At 71.5% G+C, this 18,602-nt stretch carries 15 protein-coding genes; 5 read left to right on the top strand and 10 right to left on the bottom strand.

Annotated elements, in window-relative coordinates; all coding sequences use genetic code 11:
• Window position 1 precedes the first annotated feature (1 nt).
• Together sucC and LZP97_RS01170 are read right to left on the bottom strand one after the other, a co-directional pair.
• The gene (gene sucC, locus LZP97_RS01175) at window positions 2–1,171 is read right to left on the bottom strand and encodes an ADP-forming succinate--CoA ligase subunit beta (RefSeq protein ID WP_010593039.1); all 1,170 of its coding nucleotides are present in this window, start codon (window positions 1,169–1,171) and stop codon (window positions 2–4) included.
• Between the two features lie 143 nt (window positions 1,172–1,314).
• Window positions 1,315–3,024 (bottom strand): hypothetical protein, encoded by a 1,710-nt coding sequence (locus LZP97_RS01170; RefSeq protein ID WP_010593040.1) that lies wholly within the window; start codon window positions 3,022–3,024, stop codon window positions 1,315–1,317.
• Between the two features lie 226 nt (window positions 3,025–3,250).
• Here LZP97_RS01170 and LZP97_RS01165 point away from each other — a divergent pair, with 226 nt between their 5' ends.
• A complete protein-coding gene (locus tag LZP97_RS01165) occupies window positions 3,251–4,294 on the top strand; it encodes a M23 family metallopeptidase (RefSeq protein ID WP_010593041.1) in 1,044 nt (347 codons plus the stop codon).
• Between the two features lie 64 nt (window positions 4,295–4,358).
• Here the strand turns inward: LZP97_RS01165 and pcrA are convergent, their stop codons facing one another.
• On the bottom strand, window positions 4,359–6,797 hold the full coding sequence (gene pcrA, locus LZP97_RS01160) for a DNA helicase PcrA (RefSeq protein ID WP_082900265.1): 2,439 nt from the start codon (window positions 6,795–6,797) through the stop codon (window positions 4,359–4,361).
• 289 nt (window positions 6,798–7,086) lie between these two features.
• On the opposite strand from pcrA, the gene LZP97_RS01155 reads away from it, so the two are divergent.
• Complete coding sequence (locus LZP97_RS01155; protein ID WP_003937752.1) at window positions 7,087–7,395, top strand: chorismate mutase; 309 nt, start codon at window positions 7,087–7,089, stop codon at window positions 7,393–7,395.
• 181 nt (window positions 7,396–7,576) lie between these two features.
• On the opposite strand, the gene LZP97_RS01150 is transcribed toward LZP97_RS01155, so the two are convergent.
• Complete coding sequence (locus tag LZP97_RS01150; RefSeq protein ID WP_234574943.1) at window positions 7,577–9,028, bottom strand: NAD-dependent succinate-semialdehyde dehydrogenase; 1,452 nt, start codon at window positions 9,026–9,028, stop codon at window positions 7,577–7,579.
• A 79-nt stretch (window positions 9,029–9,107) separates the two neighbouring features.
• Here LZP97_RS01150 and pgi point away from each other — a divergent pair, with 79 nt between their 5' ends.
• Complete coding sequence (gene pgi, locus LZP97_RS01145; RefSeq protein ID WP_048774059.1) at window positions 9,108–10,742, top strand: glucose-6-phosphate isomerase; 1,635 nt, start codon at window positions 9,108–9,110, stop codon at window positions 10,740–10,742.
• An 87-nt stretch (window positions 10,743–10,829) separates the two neighbouring features.
• On the opposite strand, the gene LZP97_RS01140 is transcribed toward pgi, so the two are convergent.
• The 3 genes from LZP97_RS01140 to LZP97_RS01130 form a co-directional block, all read right to left on the bottom strand.
• Complete coding sequence (locus LZP97_RS01140) at window positions 10,830–11,648, bottom strand: FAD:protein FMN transferase (RefSeq protein ID WP_048774060.1); 819 nt, start codon at window positions 11,646–11,648, stop codon at window positions 10,830–10,832.
• A gap of 110 nt (window positions 11,649–11,758) precedes the next feature.
• Complete coding sequence (locus LZP97_RS01135; protein ID WP_048774062.1) at window positions 11,759–13,393, bottom strand: acyl-CoA dehydrogenase family protein; 1,635 nt, start codon at window positions 13,391–13,393, stop codon at window positions 11,759–11,761.
• Window positions 13,390–13,995, bottom strand: coding sequence for a TetR/AcrR family transcriptional regulator (locus tag LZP97_RS01130; protein WP_010593048.1), 606 nt, complete (start codon window positions 13,993–13,995; stop codon window positions 13,390–13,392). The genes LZP97_RS01135 and LZP97_RS01130 overlap by 4 nt, the downstream gene beginning before the upstream one ends.
• A 58-nt stretch (window positions 13,996–14,053) precedes the next feature.
• Between LZP97_RS01130 and LZP97_RS01125 the strand changes: the two genes are divergently transcribed.
• Window positions 14,054–15,289 (top strand): hypothetical protein, encoded by a 1,236-nt coding sequence (locus LZP97_RS01125; protein ID WP_048774064.1) that lies wholly within the window; start codon window positions 14,054–14,056, stop codon window positions 15,287–15,289.
• A 38-nt stretch (window positions 15,290–15,327) separates the two neighbouring features.
• Complete coding sequence (locus LZP97_RS01120) at window positions 15,328–16,854, top strand: carboxylesterase/lipase family protein (protein WP_048774066.1); 1,527 nt, start codon at window positions 15,328–15,330, stop codon at window positions 16,852–16,854.
• 4 nt (window positions 16,855–16,858) lie between these two features.
• Here the strand turns inward: LZP97_RS01120 and LZP97_RS01115 are convergent, their stop codons facing one another.
• The 3 genes from LZP97_RS01115 to LZP97_RS01105 are packed head-to-tail and all read right to left on the bottom strand — an operon-like array spanning window position 16,859 to window position 18,533.
• Complete coding sequence (locus tag LZP97_RS01115) at window positions 16,859–17,185, bottom strand: cupin domain-containing protein (protein ID WP_010593051.1); 327 nt, start codon at window positions 17,183–17,185, stop codon at window positions 16,859–16,861.
• A 59-nt stretch (window positions 17,186–17,244) separates the two neighbouring features.
• Window positions 17,245–17,742: a dihydrofolate reductase gene (locus LZP97_RS01110; protein WP_017679422.1), complete on the bottom strand. Its 498-nt coding sequence runs from the start codon at window positions 17,740–17,742 to the stop codon at window positions 17,245–17,247.
• Window positions 17,739–18,533 (bottom strand): thymidylate synthase, encoded by a 795-nt coding sequence (locus tag LZP97_RS01105; protein WP_010593053.1) that lies wholly within the window; start codon window positions 18,531–18,533, stop codon window positions 17,739–17,741. The genes LZP97_RS01110 and LZP97_RS01105 overlap by 4 nt, the downstream gene beginning before the upstream one ends.
• Between the last annotated feature and the right edge of the window lie 69 nt (window positions 18,534–18,602).

Here is an 18,602-nt window from a genome sequence, read left to right as displayed (position 1 = left end):
CTTACTTCGCGGCGTACGCCAGCTCGGCGGCCTTGTCAGCGGCCTCGTCCATGGTTCCGACCAGCGTGACCAGCGGGTGGTTGGCGTCGGCCAGGATCTTGCGGCCGGCCTCGACATTGTTGCCGTCCAGACGGACGACCAGCGGCTTGTTGGCCTCGTCGCCGAGGATCTCGAGCGCCTTGACGATGCCGTTGGCGACGGCGTCGCACGCGGTGATGCCACCGAACACGTTGACGAACACGCTCTGGACCTGGGAGTCGTTCAGGATCACGTCCAGGCCGGCGGCCATGACCTCGGCCGAGGCGCCACCGCCGATGTCGAGGAAGTTGGCAGGCTTGACGCCGCCGTGCTTCTCACCGGCGTACGCGACGACGTCGAGGGTCGACATGACCAGACCCGCGCCGTTGCCGATGATGCCGACCTGACCGTCGAGCTTGACGTAGTTCAGGTCGTGCTCCTTGGCCTTGGCCTCGAGCGGATCGGTGGAGTCCTTGTCCTCGAGCTCGGCGTGCTCGGGGTGACGGAAGCCCGCGTTCTCGTCGATGGTGACCTTGCCGTCCAGGGCGAGGATCTGATCGTCGGGGGTACGCACGAGGGGGTTGACCTCGACCAGGGTGGCGTCCTCGGCGACGAAGACCTCCCACAGCTTCTGGATGGTCACGGCCGCGGCGTCGAGCACCTCGGCGGGCAGGTGGCCCTGCTCGGCGATGCTGCGCGCGAACGCGAGGTCGACACCCTTGACGGCGTCCACGGACACCTTGGCGAGACGCTCGGGCTTGGTTGCCGCGACCTCTTCGATCTCCATGCCGCCCTCGACCGAGCACATGGCCAGGTAGGTGCGGTTGGCACGGTCGAGCAGGAAGGAGATGTAGTACTCCTCCGCGATGTCGCTGGCCTCGGCGACCAGCAGCTTCTTGACGATGTGACCCTTGATGTCGAGGCCGAGGATGTTCTCGGCGTGGGTCTTCGCATCCTCGGGGGTGGCGGCGTACTTCACGCCGCCGGCCTTGCCACGACCACCGGTCTTGACCTGGGCCTTGACCATCACAGGCTTACCGATTTCCTCGGCGATAGCCTTGGCATCGTCGGCCGTGTCGGTCACACGACCCAGCGACGTCGGCACACCATGCTTGGCGAAGAGTTCCTTCGCCTGGTATTCGAAGAGATCCATCTGCTCACCGTCTCGTCTGCGTTGACGCCCGCTCGAGGGGTATGAGCGGGTCCGTTCGGACTGTAACTAGTCGGAAGTCCCACCAAACGCCCGCACTCCTGGTATGTGTCGCATGTCACCGGAGTGGGGCCCCGAGGGGTACCTCACGGATTTTCCTCCCGGATTGTGAGCCACGCCGCAGCCAGGAGGAGCACCACCCCCAGGATTGCAGGCAGCGTGAGGACTCCGTTCACCGGCTCCTGCTCCGGGGTCCGTACGAGCACCCACGAGGCCGCGTACAGGGCCACCGAGGCCGCCGCACCGAGCAACAGCACACTGCCGCGGGCCGGCCGCGCACGCGCTGCGACCAGCACCGCGGCGACCACCGCGACGGCGAGCACCGCCCGCCCCCACACGTCGTACCCCCAGGGGTAGCTCAGCACCGAGCCGGCGCCGGGCTGCAACGGCAGCAGCACCCCGGCACCGGCAGTGAGCGCCGCCGCCGCGCCCACCGTGCGCGCGACGGGCCCGGCGATCCGTTCGACGGAGGTGTCGATGCCGTCGCGTTCCGCACCTCCCGCGAGGACGACGAACACGCCCGTCACCGCCGCCCCCAGGATGGCGGCCCCGGCCAGCCAGGTGCCCGGCCCGGCGCCGACACCGGGCAGGCCCGCGGCGAGCACCCAGGACTGCAGCACCGCCCCGGCGGCGGTGACCACCCCGGCGGCCGGCACCACGACGGCGGGTCGCAGCGGAGCAGCGAACTCGGAGAGCAGCAGCCACACGCTCAGTGCCAGCACGAGCAGACCCGCGGCGAACAGCATGCGGGCGGCAGGCAGTTCGGGCGCCGCACCGGCGGGCACCGACAGCGCCGGCAGCAGCGAACCCACTGTCGCGACGGCGCCGGTGACGAGCCCCGCGACACCCGCCTGCCGATGCCGCGCCGCGGGAGCGGACGGCAGCACCCTGGGCACCGGCCCGGCGGCGTGATCGGACCGTGCGACGAGCCGGGGCAGCGCGGCCGCGGCCGCGACGAGCAGGACGGCAGCGAGCACGCCGACGGCGGCCGCGGACGACGGCGTCAGCCGCGCACCGCTCAGTCCCGCCGCCAGCCGGGGCCCCAGGATGCCCAGCGCACCGAGCCCCGCACCGGCCAACGCCCCGGCTGCGGCGGCCGACGACGAGGTCACCAGCGCCCACGTCGCCGCCAGCAGCACCGCGACCGCCGCCACCAGGGCGCCGATCGCCGCAGCCGGCGTGGCGTCGAGGACGCCGGAACCGAGCAGGACCGGGTCGTTCGACACGAAGGGCGGGGCGAGCAGCGCACCGGCCGCGGCAAGTGCAGCTCCCGCCACACCGGCCGCCGCCGGAGCCCCGGTGCGGGCAACCGCGGGCCGGTCCTCGCCGGGGAGGTGGGCGTCGGGCTCGGCTTCCAGTTGCCGGACCGCGACGGCTCCGAGGGCCCCGGCGAGGACCGAGGCGAGATGACCGGCGAGGACGACGCCCGCGCCGGGACCTGCCGCGAGTCCCGCGGCGGTGACGGGCCGGAACAGCTCGAGGCGGTCCGCGTCGAGGGCGTCGGTGAACAGCGCGACGTCGAGCAGGGCCGCGCCGAGTGCGACGAACCCCGCTCCAGCGAGAAGCGCGGCGGCCCGGACGGCGGGGAGGGGGCCGCGCCGGCGGGCAAGACTCACCGCACCGGCGGGAACCGCGAGCGCGACGACGGCAGCGACGAGGGACGCGGCGCCCGAGGCGGCGCCGACCGGTCCCGTGTCGGCACGGACCACGGGCAGGAGCGGCGCGACCGCCACCGCGGTGGCTCCGAGCGCGGCCAGGACGAGCGCAGCGAGAAGTACGGGCGGGCGGCTCGGCACGATCCGACGCTACGACGGCCTTCCGGTACATCCCGGCGTGACACACCGTAAGTCTTCGGTATCGCCCCGTAACCAGGGAAATGTTTCCAGATTTGCCCAGCTCAAACTGTGATGCCGGTCACAAGGTCCGATTTCCTGCCCGTTTAGGTTGCCACGCTTGCGATCGTTTCGTTACCGTCGCTTCGGTCCGAGTAACGGTCAGGTCACGAACGGAGGACGGCAGTCGATGCACACTTGCACTCCCCGCGCCGACAGCCGTCCCGACAGCGAGTTCGACGATATCGACTTCGCAGGGGCGACCGACCGCCTCTACCCGGGCCACTGGCAGCCGCACGAGCACTACTTCGACGAGGGCCCTGCGGACGATCCGGACGTCTCGAGCATTGTGAATTTCCGTAACACCAGCACCACCGAGCAGTACGAATTCTACGGCGACGAGCCGGCCCGCCCGCTCACCGCCCCCGCAGTGTCCGACGGTGATCCGGCCGCCCCGCCTCGTCGCGGCGGCGCCCACCGCGTTCCCACTCCGCCCGCCGCCCTCAAGGGCCGTGCCGCGGTCCTCGCGGTCGCCGCCGGCGCCGTCGTCGCCGCGGGTCAGGCCGCCACCAGCGGCCCCGCTCAGAACTCCGAGCATTCCGAGGTCGCCCTCGCCGCCGACACCACCGGCTCGAACGTCATCACCGCCACCGCGGTGCCGCAGGCCGCCCAGTTCGCCGCGGAGACCGAGTCCGAGAGCGCGACTCCCTCCCAGGCCCCTCAGGTCCTCAACATCGCGGACCCGAACGACCTGTCCCAGTTCTCCAATCTGCTCGCCAAGGGCCAGCGCTTCAGCGAGGAGCGCGCCGCCCGCGAGGCCGCCGCCCGTCGCCCCCTGTTCGTCCTGCCGGCCGCGGGCGTCTTCACCTCCAGCTACGGCGCCCGCTGGGGAACCCTGCACGCCGGTGTGGACATCGCCGGTCCCATCGGAACCCCGATCCTCGCGGTCGCCGACGGCACCGTCATCGACTCCGGTCCGGCGTCCGGGTTCGGCATGTGGGTGCGTCTGCGCCACGCCGACGGCACCGTCACCGTCTACGGTCACATCGACCAGTCCTTCGTGACCGTCGGTCAGCAGGTCATGGCGGGTGACCAGATCGCCACCATGGGCAACCGTGGCCAGTCCACCGGCCCGCACCTGCACTTCGAGGTCCACCTCAACGGCATCGACAAGATCGATCCGCTGCCCTGGCTCGCGACTCGCGGCATCTCCCTCGGCATCCGGAACGACTGACCGCCGACCGCATTCGCGATACGGGCCCCGCACCGGCTGGTGCGGGGCCCGTATCGCGTCCGGCTCAGAGTTTGACCATCGGCACGCCGCCGACGAGCATCAACCGCACCTTCCCGGCGCTGCCGAAGTCGACGACCACCGTCGCGGTCGGCCCGGAGCCGCGGGTTTCGAGGACCGTGCCGAGGCCGTACTTGTCGTGGCTGACCCGATCGCCGACGGCGAGCACGAGATGGTTGTTGCGCGAACGCCCGGAACTCGGCGTCGACGGCCGGTCGCCGCCGAACCGGGAAGTCCCGCCCCCGAAGCCGGAACCGATTCCGCCGTAACCGCTCCGGCCCCGCCCGGCACCGATGGCGTGCCCACCGGCGACCCCCGGATCCTCCCGGCGCCATTCCACGAGTTCCTGCGGGATCTCCTGGAGGAAACGCGATTCCGGATTGGTCACGGGCTGCCCCCAGGCCGAGCGCAGCACCGCGCGGCTCAGATACAGGCGGTGCCGCGCACGGGTGAGGCCGACATAGGCCAGGCGCCGTTCCTCCGAGAGTTCGGCAGGGTCGCCGAGAGCGCGCATGTGCGGGAACTGCCCGTCCTCCCACCCGGTGACGAACACCACCGGGAATTCGAGCCCCTTGGCGGTGTGCAGCGTCATCAGGGTGACGACCCCGTCGCCCTCCTCGGGGATCTGATCGGCGTCGGCCACCAGCGACACCCGCTCGAGGAACGCCGCCAGGGAACCGGGCTCGGGCTCCCCCTCCGGCACCTCGCGTTCGTCCTCGAGACCCGCGGCGTTGCGCGCGTCCGAACAGAATTCTCTTGCGACGCTGACCAACTCGTTGAGGTTGTCGAGCCTCGTGCCGTCCTGCGGGTCGTCGCTGGCCTCGAGCTCGGCGCGATATCCGGTGCGATCGAGCACCGCTTCGACGATGTCGCCGATGTCGACGAGGTCGTTGCCGTCGGCGTCGGTCTCGGTGAGCATCGCCCGTAGTTCGTCCATGAGGTCGACGAACGCGGCGACGGCCTTCTGCGAGCGGGAATTCAGCAGCGGCACGGTCCCCTCGGCGGCGTCGCGCAGGGCCCGGCCGAACCCGACGCCCGTGCGTTCGGCGTGCACCGCCACGCAGGCCTCGGCGCGGTCGCCGATGCCGCGACGGGGGGTGTTGAGGATCCGGCGCAGGCTGACCGTGTCGTCCGGGTTCGCGAGCACCCGCAGGTACGCGACGAGGTCCCGCACCTCCTTGCGCTCGTAGAAGCGCACGCCGCCGACCACCCGGTAGGGCACGCCGTGCCGGATGAACACGTCCTCGAGGGCGCGCGAGGAGTTGTTGGTGCGGTAGAAGACGGCGATGTCGGCGAATTTCGCGTCCCCGGCGTCGACGAGCCGGTCGATCTCCGCGGCGACGAACTGCGCCTCGTCGTGCTCGTTGTCGGCGACGTACCCGGTGATCGGCTCCCCCGCACCGGAGTCAGTCCACAGCCGTTTCTCCCGACGCCCGGTGTTGCGGGCGATCACCGCGTTCGCCGCGGAGAGGATGGTCTGGGTGGAACGGTAGTTCTGCTCGAGCAGGATCGTGCGAGCCTCGGGATAGTCGCGTTCGAACTCCTCGATGTTGCGGATCGTCGCGCCGCGGAACGCGTAGATGGACTGGTCGGCGTCGCCGACGACACACAGTTCCGCCGGCGCGACCGCGTCGTCCGACACGGTGTCGTCCGCCCCGCCGACGAGCGTGCGCACGAGCACGTACTGCGCGTGGTTGGTGTCCTGGTACTCGTCGACGAGAACGTGGCGGAACCGTCGGCGGTAGTACTCCGCCACCGGCGGATGCGCCTGCAACAGCGCCACCGTCTCCCCGATCAGGTCGTCGAAGTCGAAGGCGTTGGCCGCGCGCAGCCGCTGCTGGTAGTGGGCGTAGACCGTCGCGACGATCCGCGGCAGGTCCGCCGCCTCGCGATCCGCGGCGGCCGCGGCCTCCTCGGGACCGATCAGCTCGTTCTTGAGATTGGAGATGTGCGTAGCCAGCAGCCGCGCGGAGTACCGCTTGACGTCGAGGTCGAGATCCTTGGCGATCATGGTGAGCAGCCGCCGGGAGTCGTCGGCGTCGTAGATGGTGAAGTTCGAGTTCATCCCCGACAGCAGCGCCGACTGCGCGCGCAGGATCCGCACGCAGCTCGAGTGGAACGTCGACACCCACATGCTGTTCGCCCGCGGGCCGACCAGGTGGGCGACACGCTCGCGCATCTCGGCGGCCGCCTTGTTGGTGAACGTGATGGCCAGGATCTGGCCCGGCGTCACCCTCCGCTCCCCCAGCAGGTACGCGATGCGCCGCGTCAGCACCGCCGTCTTCCCCGAGCCGGCGCCCGCGACGATGAGCAGCGGAGAACCCGTGTGGGTCACCGCCTCCCGCTGCTGTGGGTTGAGGCCCTCGAGCAGAGCGTCGGAGGTCGTCGCTCGCACCCCCGGGTTCGGGGCGGGGACGGGACGGCCGGAGGCAACGGGAGTGTTCATCGTGGTACCAAACTACCGGCGATCGCCGACAGCCGTGCCGGCCGGGCGGGGGCGATTCGACAGGTATGCCTTACTTGGCCGGTTCGGGGACGGGTGGCAAACTGAACGTCATGTCATGTGCTCCACGTCGCCGCTACCGGCGACACTGCCATCGGTGTGAGAGCCGATGACCGAGGCCTGACCGCACCCCGAGGCTTCGGCTGCCGCGCCACCGAAGCCCGAGCCGACGGCCGGACCGGTAACGCCCGCAGAATCCGAAGCGATCCCAGAGCTGACGCGAGGAGACGACATGAGCACCAACACCGAGGCCACCGGTTCCGGAGCCAGCGCATCCGATGCTGCCCTGCCCACCACCGAGGCGGAGATCGACGAGCTCCGCAAGGAGATCGATCGGCTCGACGCCGAGATCCTGGCGGCGGTCAAGCGCCGCACCGAGGTCTCGCGCATCATCGGCCAGACCCGGATGGCATCCGGCGGCACCCGCCTGGTCCACAGCCGGGAGATGAAGGTCCTCGAGCGCTTCAGCGAGCTGGGCCAGGAGGGTCACACGCTGGCCATGCTGCTGCTGCGACTCGGCCGCGGCCGCCTGGGTCACTGAGGCCGCGGCCGCCTGGGTCACTGAGGCCGCGGCCGCCTGGGTCACTGAGGCCGCGGCCGCCTGGACCCACCGAGGCCGCGGCCGCCTGGACCCACCGAGGCTGCGGCCGGGGTCACCGAGGCACCCCGGCCCCGGTACGCCCCCGAGCACGCGACGGTCGGGGGCGTAGCCGTCGCGCAGGTCACTGCAGCGCGATGTACTTCGTCTCGAGGTACTCCTCGATGCCTTCGCTGCCGCCCTCGCGGCCCAGCCCGGAGGCCTTGACGCCGCCGAAGGGCGCCGCGACGTCGGAGATCACGCCCCGGTTGACGCCCACCATGCCGGATTCGAGGGCCTCGGACACCCGCAGCGCCCGGTCCAGGTTCTGCGTGTAGATGTACGCGGCCAGTCCGTATTCGGTGGCGTTGGCCGCGTCGATCGCCTCCTGCTCGGTGTCGAATCCGGTCACGGCGGCGACGGGACCGAACACCTCCTCGCGCAGGATCCGGGCGTCGGCCGTCACTCCGTCGAGCACGGTCGCGGGGTAGAACCACCCCCGACCGTCGGGGACGTCCCCGCCGAGCCGCACGCTCGCACCGGCCGCGACCGCGTCCTGCACCAGCGTGCCGACGGTCTCCCGCTGGCCCGCGTTGATCAGCGGACCGAGCGTGGTGCCGGGGTCGGTACCCGGCCCGAGCCGGTACTGCGCCATGCGCTCGGTGAGCTTCTTCACGAACTCCTCCCGCACCGGGTTGGCGACGTGGAAGCGGTTCGCGGCCGTGCACGCCTCGCCCCCGTTGCGCAGCTTGGCGGCCAGTGCTCCCTCCACCGCGGCGTCGAGGTCGGCGTCGTCGAACACCAGGAACGGCGCGTTGCCACCCAGTTCCATCGACGTGCGCAGCATCGCCTTCCCGGCCCGCTCGGACAGGGTCCGGCCCACCTCGGTGGAACCGGTGAAGGTCAGCTTGCGCAGGCGGGGATCGTCGATCAGCGGGCCGGTGACCGCGCCGGCACGCGAGGTCGGCAGCACCGACAGCACCCCCTTCGGAAGCCCGGCCTCGACGAACAGCTGGGCGAGCAGCAGCATCGTCAAGGGGGTCTCCGACGCGGGCTTCATCAGGATCGTGCAGCCCGCGGCGAGGGCGGGACCGATCTTGCGGGTGCCCATCGCGAGCGGGAAGTTCCACGGCGTGATCGCCAGGCACGGTCCCACCGGCTGCTTGGTCACCAGGATCCGTCCGTTGCCGGCGGGTGCGTGCGTGTAGCGCCCCGAGATCCGCACCGCCTCCTCGGCGAACCAGCGGAAGAACTCGGCCCCGTACTTGGTCTCGGCCCGGCTCTCCGGCAGGGCCTTGCCCATTTCGAGAGTCATCAGAAGCGCGAAGTCCTCGGCCCGTTCGGTGATCCTCCCGAACACCGAACGCAGCAGTTCACCCCGCTCGCGCGGCGCGGTCGCCGCCCACTCGTGCTGGGCGGCCACCGCGGCGTCGAGGGCGCGGACGGCGTCGGCGGGGCTCGCGTCGGCGACGTCGGTGAGGATGTCGCCGGTGGCGGGATCGTGGACGGGGAAGGTGGCGCCGTTCTCGGCGGCCACCCATTCCCCGCCGAGGAACAGTTCTGTCGGTACGGTCCGGATCAGTTCGTCGGTGTCCATGTCCCACATCATGCGCTCCGGGACCCGGACGGGTTCCGAACCCGCCGGTAACTACGGGCCCGCACTAGGCTCTGAATTCATGAGCGACGTGACTCGAACCGCACCGTGGCAGCAGCTGTCCCAGCACCGTTCGGAGCTCGAGGCGGTGGATCTGCGAGGGTTGTTCGCGGCGGATCCGGGTCGGGCGCAGCGGTTGTCGGTGACCGCGGGCGACTGGTACATCGACTACAGCAAGCACCGCATCACCGACACCACCGTCGCGTTGCTGCTGGATCTGGCCCGGGCCGCCGGGGTCGAATCCCGCCGCGACGCGATGCTCGCCGGGGAACGCATCAACAGCACCGAGGACCGGGCGGTGCTGCACACCGCGCTGCGGCTGCCGCGGTCGGCGACGCTGCCCGTGGACGGCGCCGACGTGGTCCCCGACGTCCACACCGTGCTCGACGCGATGGCCGGCTTCGCCGAGCAGGTCCGCTCCGGCACCTGGCGCGGCGCCACCGGGGAGACGATCACCACGGTGATCAACATCGGCATCGGCGGCTCGGACCTGGGCCCAGCGATGGTGGCGCGGGCGTTGCGGCACTACGCCGACGGCCCGGACGCCCGGTTCGTCGCCAACATCGATCCGGCGGATCTGACCGCGCAGCTGTCCGACCTGGATCCGGCCCGGACGCTGTTCGTGGTGGCGTCGAAGACGTTCACCACCATCGAAACGCTCACCAACGCCACCGCCGCGCGGCGCTGGCTGGTCGCCGCCCTCGGCGAGGACGCCGTCGCGGCGCACTTCGTGGCGGTGTCCACCAATGCCGCCAAGGTCGCCGAGTTCGGTATCGACCCGGCGAACATGTTCGGGTTCTGGGACTGGGTGGGTGGGCGGTACTCGGTGGGTTCGGCGATCGGCCTGTCGGTGATGTGCGCGATCGGCCCGGTGCGGTTCGCCGAATTCCTGGCCGGGATGCACACCGTCGACGAGCATTTCGCCACCGCGCCGCTCGAGGCGAACGCGCCGGTGCTGCTCGGGCTGCTGGGGGTGTGGTACGCGTCGGTGCTGGGGGCGCAGACGCGGGCGGTGCTGCCCTACAGCCAGGACCTGGCGCGGCTGCCGGCGTATCTGCAGCAGCTGACCATGGAGTCGAACGGCAAGTCGGTGCGGCTCGACGGCAGCCCCGTCGACCACGACACCGGGGAGATCTTCTGGGGTGAGCCGGGCACGAACGGTCAGCACGCGTTCTTCCAGCTGCTGCACCAGGGCACCCGGCTGATCCCGGCCGACTTCGTCGGGTTCGCCACCGCGCTCGAGGATCTGCCCACCATCGACGGGACCGGGAGCATGCAGCAGGTGCTGCTGGCGAACATGCTCGCCCAGGCCAAGGTGCTCGCGTTCGGCAAGACCGCGGCCGAGGTCGCCGCCGACGGCACCGACCCGGCGCTGGTGGCGCACAAGGTGATGCCCGGCAACCGGCCCTCGACCACCCTGCTCGCCCCGGCGCTGACGCCGGCGACGCTGGGCCAGTTGATCGCCCTGTACGAGCATCAGGTGTTCGTCCAGGGCGTGATCTGGGGCATCGACTCGTTCGACCAGTGGGGCGTCGAACTCGGCAAGACCCAGGCCCTGCAACTGGCCCCCGCGCTGACCGGCGCGGCGGACCCCGAGACCGGCGACACCTCCACCGACACCCTCGTCCGCACCATCCGGCGGTGGCGTAAGAACTAGAGCAGACACCCGTTGTGGCGGGCTTGCACCGGTTTCCGACTGCGGAAACCGGGGCAAGCCCGCCGATTCGGGCGCAAGCTCTGCCGCTCAGGCGGCGTGCGGGCGGGACCAGCGGCGGGTCGTGTGCACCCGGTCGCCGCCGTCGACGAGGCGGGCGGCCAGGTCGTACTGCTCGAGCCACCGCACCGCGGGCGCTCCGCGGCGCAGAGCTGCCGCGGCGGCGGCGTCGGCCCACAACGCGTCCTCGGCGATGACGGTGACCTGTGCCCACCGTCCGGAGACGTCGTTCCCGCCGTCCTGCTCTGCGTCGGATTCCTCGCGCACGCGCGTCGCTATGGCGCTTCCGGCCGGGAGCTCGACGGTCCCGGCGCCGGGGACGGACACCTGCCACCCGCCGGCGGGACTGTGACCGGCGGTGGCCGTCACGTCGCCCATCCGCACCAGGACACCGCATTCGAGGCTGCGGGCCACGGTCGCGGCGGCCCGATCCGCGGTGTCGGCCCTGGCCGTCTCGGTGATGTCGAGGTTGACGCCGAACGGGGCCAGCACGGTCTCGCCGTCGAGGTGGATGTCGCTGTAGTCGGGGAGCGGATGGATGGGCGGGGTGGCGTCCTCGTCGATCCCTGCGTCGTCGGCCGCCAAGGGACTCACCGTCCCGTCGGTCATCCGGGCGACCCAGAGCGCCGAGCGCAGCAACGCCGACAGCCGCGGGCTGACCTGGACGGGAATGCCCTGGGCGAGGTTGACCTCGTGGATCTCCGCGTCGCCGCGCTGCGGGTTGCACGCCGCCTCGGATTCCGCGATCGCGGCGCGCACCCGCGTTTCGGCCTCCGCCAGGGCGGCGTACTCGGTGACGGCCACCGTCACCGGGACCCCCCATTCCCGCCATTCGCTGCTTCTGATCATGAGGGGCTCCGGGCTCGCTCGACGATCGTTGTCGTTACCTCCAGTATGCCCTGACCTCCAGGATGCCCTGTGGGTCGTCGCCCGTCGGCTCGCGTGAGGGTCGCCGCGGATCAGACGCGCGCGAGGATCGCCGCGGTGTCCAGGCCGGTGGGCATGGTCCCCAGGGCGATGCCCCAGTCGTCGCCCAGCCGGGTGGCGCAGAAGGCGTCCGCGACGGCCGGATGCCCGTGCCGCACGAGCTGTGCACCCTGCAGGACCAGCGCCATCAGTTCCACGATCCGGCGGGCCCGGTACTCGACGTTCTCGAGATCGGCGAGTTCCTTGCCGACGCGCGCCACGGCGTCGTCGAGCCGGGAGTCGGCGCCCTCGGCCAGGCGTACCTCGGCGAAGAACGCGTCCACGGTCTCGGGCTGCTTGACCATCGCGCGCAGTGCGTCGAGGGCGGCGACGTTGCCCGAGCCTTCCCAGATCGACATGAGCGGTGCCTCGCGGTACAGCCGCGGCATCCCGGATTCCTCGGCGTAGCCGTTACCGCCGAGGCATTCGAGGGCCTCCGCGGCGTGGGCGGGGGCGCGCTTGCACACCCAGTACTTGGTGACCGCGAGGGCGATGCGGCGCAGCGCCGCCTCCTGCGGATCCGTCGATGCGCGGTCCGTCGCACCGGCCAGCCGCATCATCATGGTCGTCGCGGCTTCCGACTCGACGATCAGGTCGGCGAGCACGTTCCGCATGAGCGGCTGGTCGACGAGCAGGGCGCCGAACGCCTTCCGGTGGCGGGCGTGGTGGACGGCGCGCAGCGTCGCCGCGCGCATTCCGGTCGCCGAGCCGATCACGCAGTCCAGGCGCGTCATGTTCACCATCTCGATGATGGTGTTGACGCCGCGGCCCTCCGCGCCGACGAGCCAGCCGGTTGCGCCCTCGTACTCGATCTCGGAGGACGCGTTCGACTTGTTCCCGAGCTTGTCCTTGAGCCGCTGGATGCGGATGCGGTTGCGGCTGCCGTCGGGAAGCACCCGCGGCAGCAGGAAGCACGAGAGGCCGCTGGTGGTCTGCGCCAGCGTGAGGAACATGTCCGACATCGGTGCGGAGGTGAACCACTTGTGTCCGACGATGCGGTAACTGCCGTCCGCCTGAGGGGTCGCGGTCGTCGTGTTGGCCCGCACGTCCGATCCGCCCTGCTTCTCGGTCATGGACATGCCGGCGATCAGGCCGCGCTTGGTGGACGGTTCCCGGAGCCCGAAGTCGTAGTGCGGGGCGGTGAGCAGCGGCTCGTACGTCGCGGCGAGTTCGGGATTGTGCCGCAGCGCCGGTATCACCGCGTACGTCATGGAGATCGGGCACATGTGTCCCGCTTCGGCCTGGCCCCACACGTAGAACTTGGCGGCCCGGGCGACGTGCGCCCCGGCCCGGGGGTCGCGCCACGGTGCCGCGTGCATGCCGTGCTCGACGGCCACCGTCATGAGGTCGTGCCAGTGCGGATGGAACTCCACCTCGTCGACGCGGTGCCCGTAGCGATCGTGGGTGTGCAGCACGGGCGGGTACTCGTCGACGAGCCTGCCCCATTCCTGCGCACGCGTCCCTCCGGCGAGCGCGCCGATCTCCCGGACTTCGTCCTCGGCCCAGGCGGCTCCTTCGCGGCGCAGGCCCTCGAGCAGTGCCGCGTCGTCGGCCGCCTGGTACGGCACGAGGTCGGGCACCTGGTTGAACACCTCGTGGGTGGCGGGAAACGTGGGTGATTCGGTCATGGCCGGGCTCCTAGTGCGCGTAGGGCGAATGCGACGAGTTCGGGGACGGTGTCGGTGGCGGCCACGCCGGACTGCAGCGGGCCGGTGAGAACCTCGCCGACCGCCCCGACGAGGGCGGCGGCGGACAGCGCCGGGTTGCGAGAGGTGAGATCGCCCGAGTCGACACCGCGGCGCAGGGCGTCCTCGAACGCCGCCGCGAAGGCGCGGCGCAGCACCAGGCGTTCGGCGTCGACGGCCGCGTCGACGGGTTCGGCGAGCAGGGCGTAGGCGAGGGTGGGGTTGCGCAGGGCGCGGCGGGCGAAGGTCTCGACGACGGCGGCCACCTGTGCGGCCGCACCGTCCGGCCGGGCCGCGTCGGCGGCCGCGACGACGGCGTCGACCTCCCGTCCGCACAGGCTGCGGAAGATGCGCACCATCAGTTCGGACTTGTCGGCGTAGTGCCGGTAGACGCTGCCGGTGGCGACGCCGGCGCGCTCGGCGACCGCCGCGATGGACAGTCCCTGGTAGCCGCGCTCGGACAGCAGGCTCACGGCGGCGTCGGCGATCGCCTCGCGTTGCGCGTCGAGCCGTTGCTGCACGGCGGGGGTCCGGCGGTAGGCCACGAAAGAATTGAACCTCGATTCACAGCTTGGGTCAAGGACGGCGGCTACCGTCGGGACGGTGAACCGGCTCAGCGTGGTGGACGAGATCTTCCTGTACAGACATCGCGGCCTCGGCCTGCCCATCGCACTGCAGGGGCTGTGGCGCACCGGCGACACCGTGGGCGCACCCCTGCTGATCTCGCTGCACGACGCGCTCGGCCGCGGCCCCCTCGGCCGGCGCGTGGTTCGCCCGCACGTCCCGGGCGCCCGCCCCCGGCTCGAGCCGGGCCTGCGCAGCTACCCGCTGCGCTACCCACCCGAGCCGATCCCCACCACCGACGTCCTCACCTGGGCGGACCAGCAGGCGGAAGTGGACGTCGACCCCGAACTCGGACCGGGCTGGGCGCTGACCGCCACCCGCGTCGAGGGCGGCGGAACGGTCGTCTCGCTGGTGTGCTCGCACGTGCTCGCCGACGCGCGCGGTCTGATCGACGCCGTCGCCGACGCGCTGGCCGAGCGGATCCGTCCGTCCGACCCGGAGCGCGTCTCCGACCTCCGCGACGCCGCACGCCTGGTCCGTCGCGTCGCCCGCGGCCTGCGCCGGGCCCGCTGGTCCCCCACGACCGGCAAGCCCCCGCGTCCCCGTCCGATCCGCTCACCGGCGCGGACGGCACTGCTCGACGTGGACGCGCTCGCCTGGGACACCGCCGCCGACACGGCCGGCGGCACCCCCAACTCGCTCTTCCTCGCCCTCGCCACGGGCGTCGCGCACCGCGCCGGGCTCGACTGGCCGGTGCGGATCGCGGTGCCCGTCGACGGCCGCACCGCCGCGCCCGGGCTCCCCGGCGCCGGCAACGGGGTGACGATGACCGAGGTGGTGGTCGACGCCTCCGACACCCCGGCGTCGATCCGCCACCACGCCCGGGCGGCGTACACCCGCGGCCGGGAGGGGGCACCGCACGGCCTGCCGGACGAGGCGCTGCAACTGCTGCCCGACCGGCTCGCCGCGCGCCTCGCCGCCGGGGCCGGTGAGCGGGACCTGCTGTGCTCCAACATCGGACCGTTGCCCGCGGTGCTCGACGGCTTCGGGCCGCACCGCACCACGGGCGTCGCGACCCGCGCCGTCCACCCGGGACTCGCGACCGCCCGGGCCGCGACGTCCACCCGGCTCGCCGCATACCTGTGCCGTCAGGGGGACCGCTACACCTTGGCTCTCGTCGCACTCGACGACGAGTGCTTCCCCACCCGGGCCGCCCTGCGCGCCCACACCGACGCCGAGCTCGCCGCCCACGGCCTGCACGGCCGGCACTGGTAACGCGGCACCTATGACCGGCCGTCACGTACAGTTCGAACATGGCGGACGAGACCCTTGTCACAGTTTCCGACGGTGCCCTGCGGGGCACCCGCATCGGCGACCTGCTCGCCTGGCGCGGAGTCCCCTACGCAGCTCCTCCGGTCGGCCCGCTGCGACTGCGCGCCCCGCAACCGGTGCAGCCGTGGACCGGCGAGCGCGACGCCACGCACTTCGGTGCCGCGGCGAGCCAGCACCCACGGGGCCTGACCATCGGCTTCCGGAAACAGCAGCCCGCGAGCGAGGACTGCCTGACGCTCAACGTGCTGGCACCCGCGGCCCCCGCCGCGGCACCCCGACCGGTGATGGTGTTCATCCACGGCGGCGCCTACACGCTGGGCACTACGGCGCTGCCGCTCTACGGCGGGGAATCGCTGGTACGCTGCGGTGACCTGATCTACGTGTCGATCAACTACCGGCTCGGCAGCCTCGGCTATCTCGACTTCACCGAATTCTCCACGGCCGAAAGACCGTTCGACTCCAATCTCGGACTACGCGACCAGGTTGCCGCGCTGGCGTGGGTGCGCCGCAACATCGCCGCCTTCGGCGGCGACCCCGACAACATCACGATCTTCGGCGAGTCCGCCGGCGGCAATGCCGTGACCACGCTGCTCGCCACCCCGGCGGCCGAAGGACTGTTCGCCCGCGCCGTCGCCCAGAGTTCGGCACCCAACCTCGTCGTCGACGCCGAGCATGCGGCCGAGTGGGCGCGACGTTTCGTCGAACTGCTCGGCGCAGACCGGGATTCCGCGGTCGAGGCACTCGGGTCCGCCACTCCGGTCGACTTCGGCCGTGCCGCCCGGCGGCTCAGCGGGCGCATCCTGCACGAGACTCCCGGCCTGCACGCGTTCGGTCCCGTCGTCGACGGCGACTACCTCCCCACCACCCCCGTCGAGGCCTACGAAACCGGTGCCGCACATCGGGTTCCGCTCGTCATCGGCACCAACGCCCGGGAGGGGACGCTGTTCCCGCGGGTCCTCGACGCGCTGCCGACCAATCAACTCCGCATCGAGCAGATGTTCGGGCTCACCGATCCCACGGCCCAGGAACGCGTCGTCGCGGCCTATCCCGGGTATCCGGACGCCCGGGCGGCCGTCGACCTCGGCGGCGACCTCACGTTCTGGCATCCCTCGATCGAGATCGCCCAGGCCCACTCCCGCCACGCCCCCACCTACAGCTACCGGTTCGACTACGCGCCGCCGCTGCTGCGCTGGACCGGCTTCCACGCCACCCACGCCTTCGAACTGCTCTCCGTGTTCGGCCAGGCCGACACCGCCCTGGGACGGGTGGTCACCGCCGCCGGGGGCCGGCGTGCGCTGCGCACGGTGAGCGACGCGGTGCAGCGCCAATGGCTGCACTTCGCGCACGTGGGAGAGCCGCTGCCGTCGTGGCCGCGCTACGACGAACACGACCGCGCCACCGTCGTCTTCGACGACCCGACGCACGTGGAGTACGACCCGTGGCGGGAGCGGCGACTCGCCTGGGCCGGGTACCGCGGCTACCGCGGAGTGGCGCTGCCGCAGCGGTGAGCGCTCACTTGACCACGGTCAGCAGGAACACGACGTCCTCGAGCGCGGTGACGCTGTGCCGGACGGTGGGCAGCACCAGATAGTCGCCGGTCGAACCCTTCCAGGAATCGTCCCCGGCGATCAGGGACAGGCGCCCGCTGAGCACCTGCAGGGACCCCTCGCCGGGGCCGTCGTGCTCGGCGAGTTCGTGTCCGGCGAGCAGCGCGACCATCGTCTGCCGCAGATGCCTGGCGTGCCCGCCGAAGATGGTCTGCGAGCTGCGGCCGCTGCTCGATGCCGCCGCCAGCTTCAGTTGCTGTCGCGCCAGAGCCGTGAGGGATAGCTTGTCCATGGCTGCCCTTCCTGGTCGGGGTACGCCCTCGCAGTATGGCCCACCGGACGCGCCACCGGTCAGGTTCGCGTGTACCGGACGAAACGGAACCCGATTCCGTCGCCGGATTCCTGCCGCTCACCGACGTCCACGGCCGTCCACTCGGAACCGATCGGCGGGGCGAAGGCATCCGCTCCGGTGTCCAGGTCCACCTCCGTGACGAGCAGCTGCGTCGCGTGCGGTACGGCCTGCGCGTAGATCTGTCCGCCACCTATGACGCAGACGTCGCCGTCCCCGGCGAGCGCCAGGGCCTGCGGCACCCCGTGGGCCACCTCGGCGCCCGCGTCCGACCAGGCCGGGTCGCGGGTGACGACGATGTTGCGCCGGCCCGGCAGCGGCCGGAAGCGCGGCGGCAGCGACTCCCACGTCAACCGGCCCATGATCACCGGCTTTCCCCGCGTCGCGGCCCGGAAGTGCGCCATGTCCTCGGGGATGTGCCACGGGATCGCACCGTCGCGGCCGATGCCCCCGGCGCGGTCCTGCGCCCAGATCAGGACGACGTCCCCCGCCGCCGTCATACCGCGACCGGGGCCTTGATGGGCGGGTGGTGCCGGTAGCCGGTGACCTGCACGTCCTCGTACTCGTACTCGAAGATCGACCCGCGCCGGTTCAGCTCCAGGGTGGGGTACGGATAGGGCTCCCGGGCGAGCTGCTCGGTGACCTGCTCGACGTGGTTGTCGTAGATGTGGCAGTCCCCGCCCGTCCACACGAACTCGCCCGGCTCGAGATCGGTCTGCTGAGCGACCATGTGGGTGAGCAGCGCATAGCTGGCGATGTTGAACGGCACGCCGAGGAACAGGTCGGCGCTGCGCTGGTACAGCTGGCAGCTGAGCCTGCCGCCGGCGACGTGGAACTGGAAGAACGCGTGGCACGGCGCGAGCGCCATCTTGTCGATCTCGCCGACGTTCCACGCGGAGACCACGATGCGCCGCGAGTCGGGGTCGGTGCGGATGGTGTCGATCGCCTTGGTGATCTGGTCGATGTGCCCGCCGTCGGGGGCCGGCCAGGACCGCCACTGCACCCCGTAGACGGGACCGAGCTCGCCGTCGGCGTCGGCCCACTCGTCCCAGATGGTCACGCCGTGCTCCTGCAGCCACTTGACGTTCGAGTCGCCGCGCAGGAACCACAGCAGCTCGTACACGATCGACTTCAGGTGCACCTTCTTGGTGGTGATCAGCGGAAAGCCCTGCGCGAGGTCGAAACGCATCTGGTGCCCGAACAGGCTGCGCGTACCGGTGCCCGTCCGGTCCGCCTTCGGCGTGCCGGTCTCGAGCACCAAGCGGAGGAGGTCTTCGTACGGGGTGGGCACGGCAGTCACCCCGACAGGCTATCGCCCGTGCGTGGTTGTGGTCGTCGGGGCAGCCCGAAGCACGCACGA

Origin of the sequence: Rhodococcus sp. DMF-1 (assembly GCF_021441945.1) — a bacterium.
In the GTDB taxonomy this organism is placed as follows: Bacteria; Actinomycetota; Actinomycetes; order Mycobacteriales; family Mycobacteriaceae; genus Rhodococcus; species Rhodococcus ruber.
Note: the sequence above shows the minus strand (reverse complement) of the source record. Positions and strands in the feature narration are given on the sequence as shown.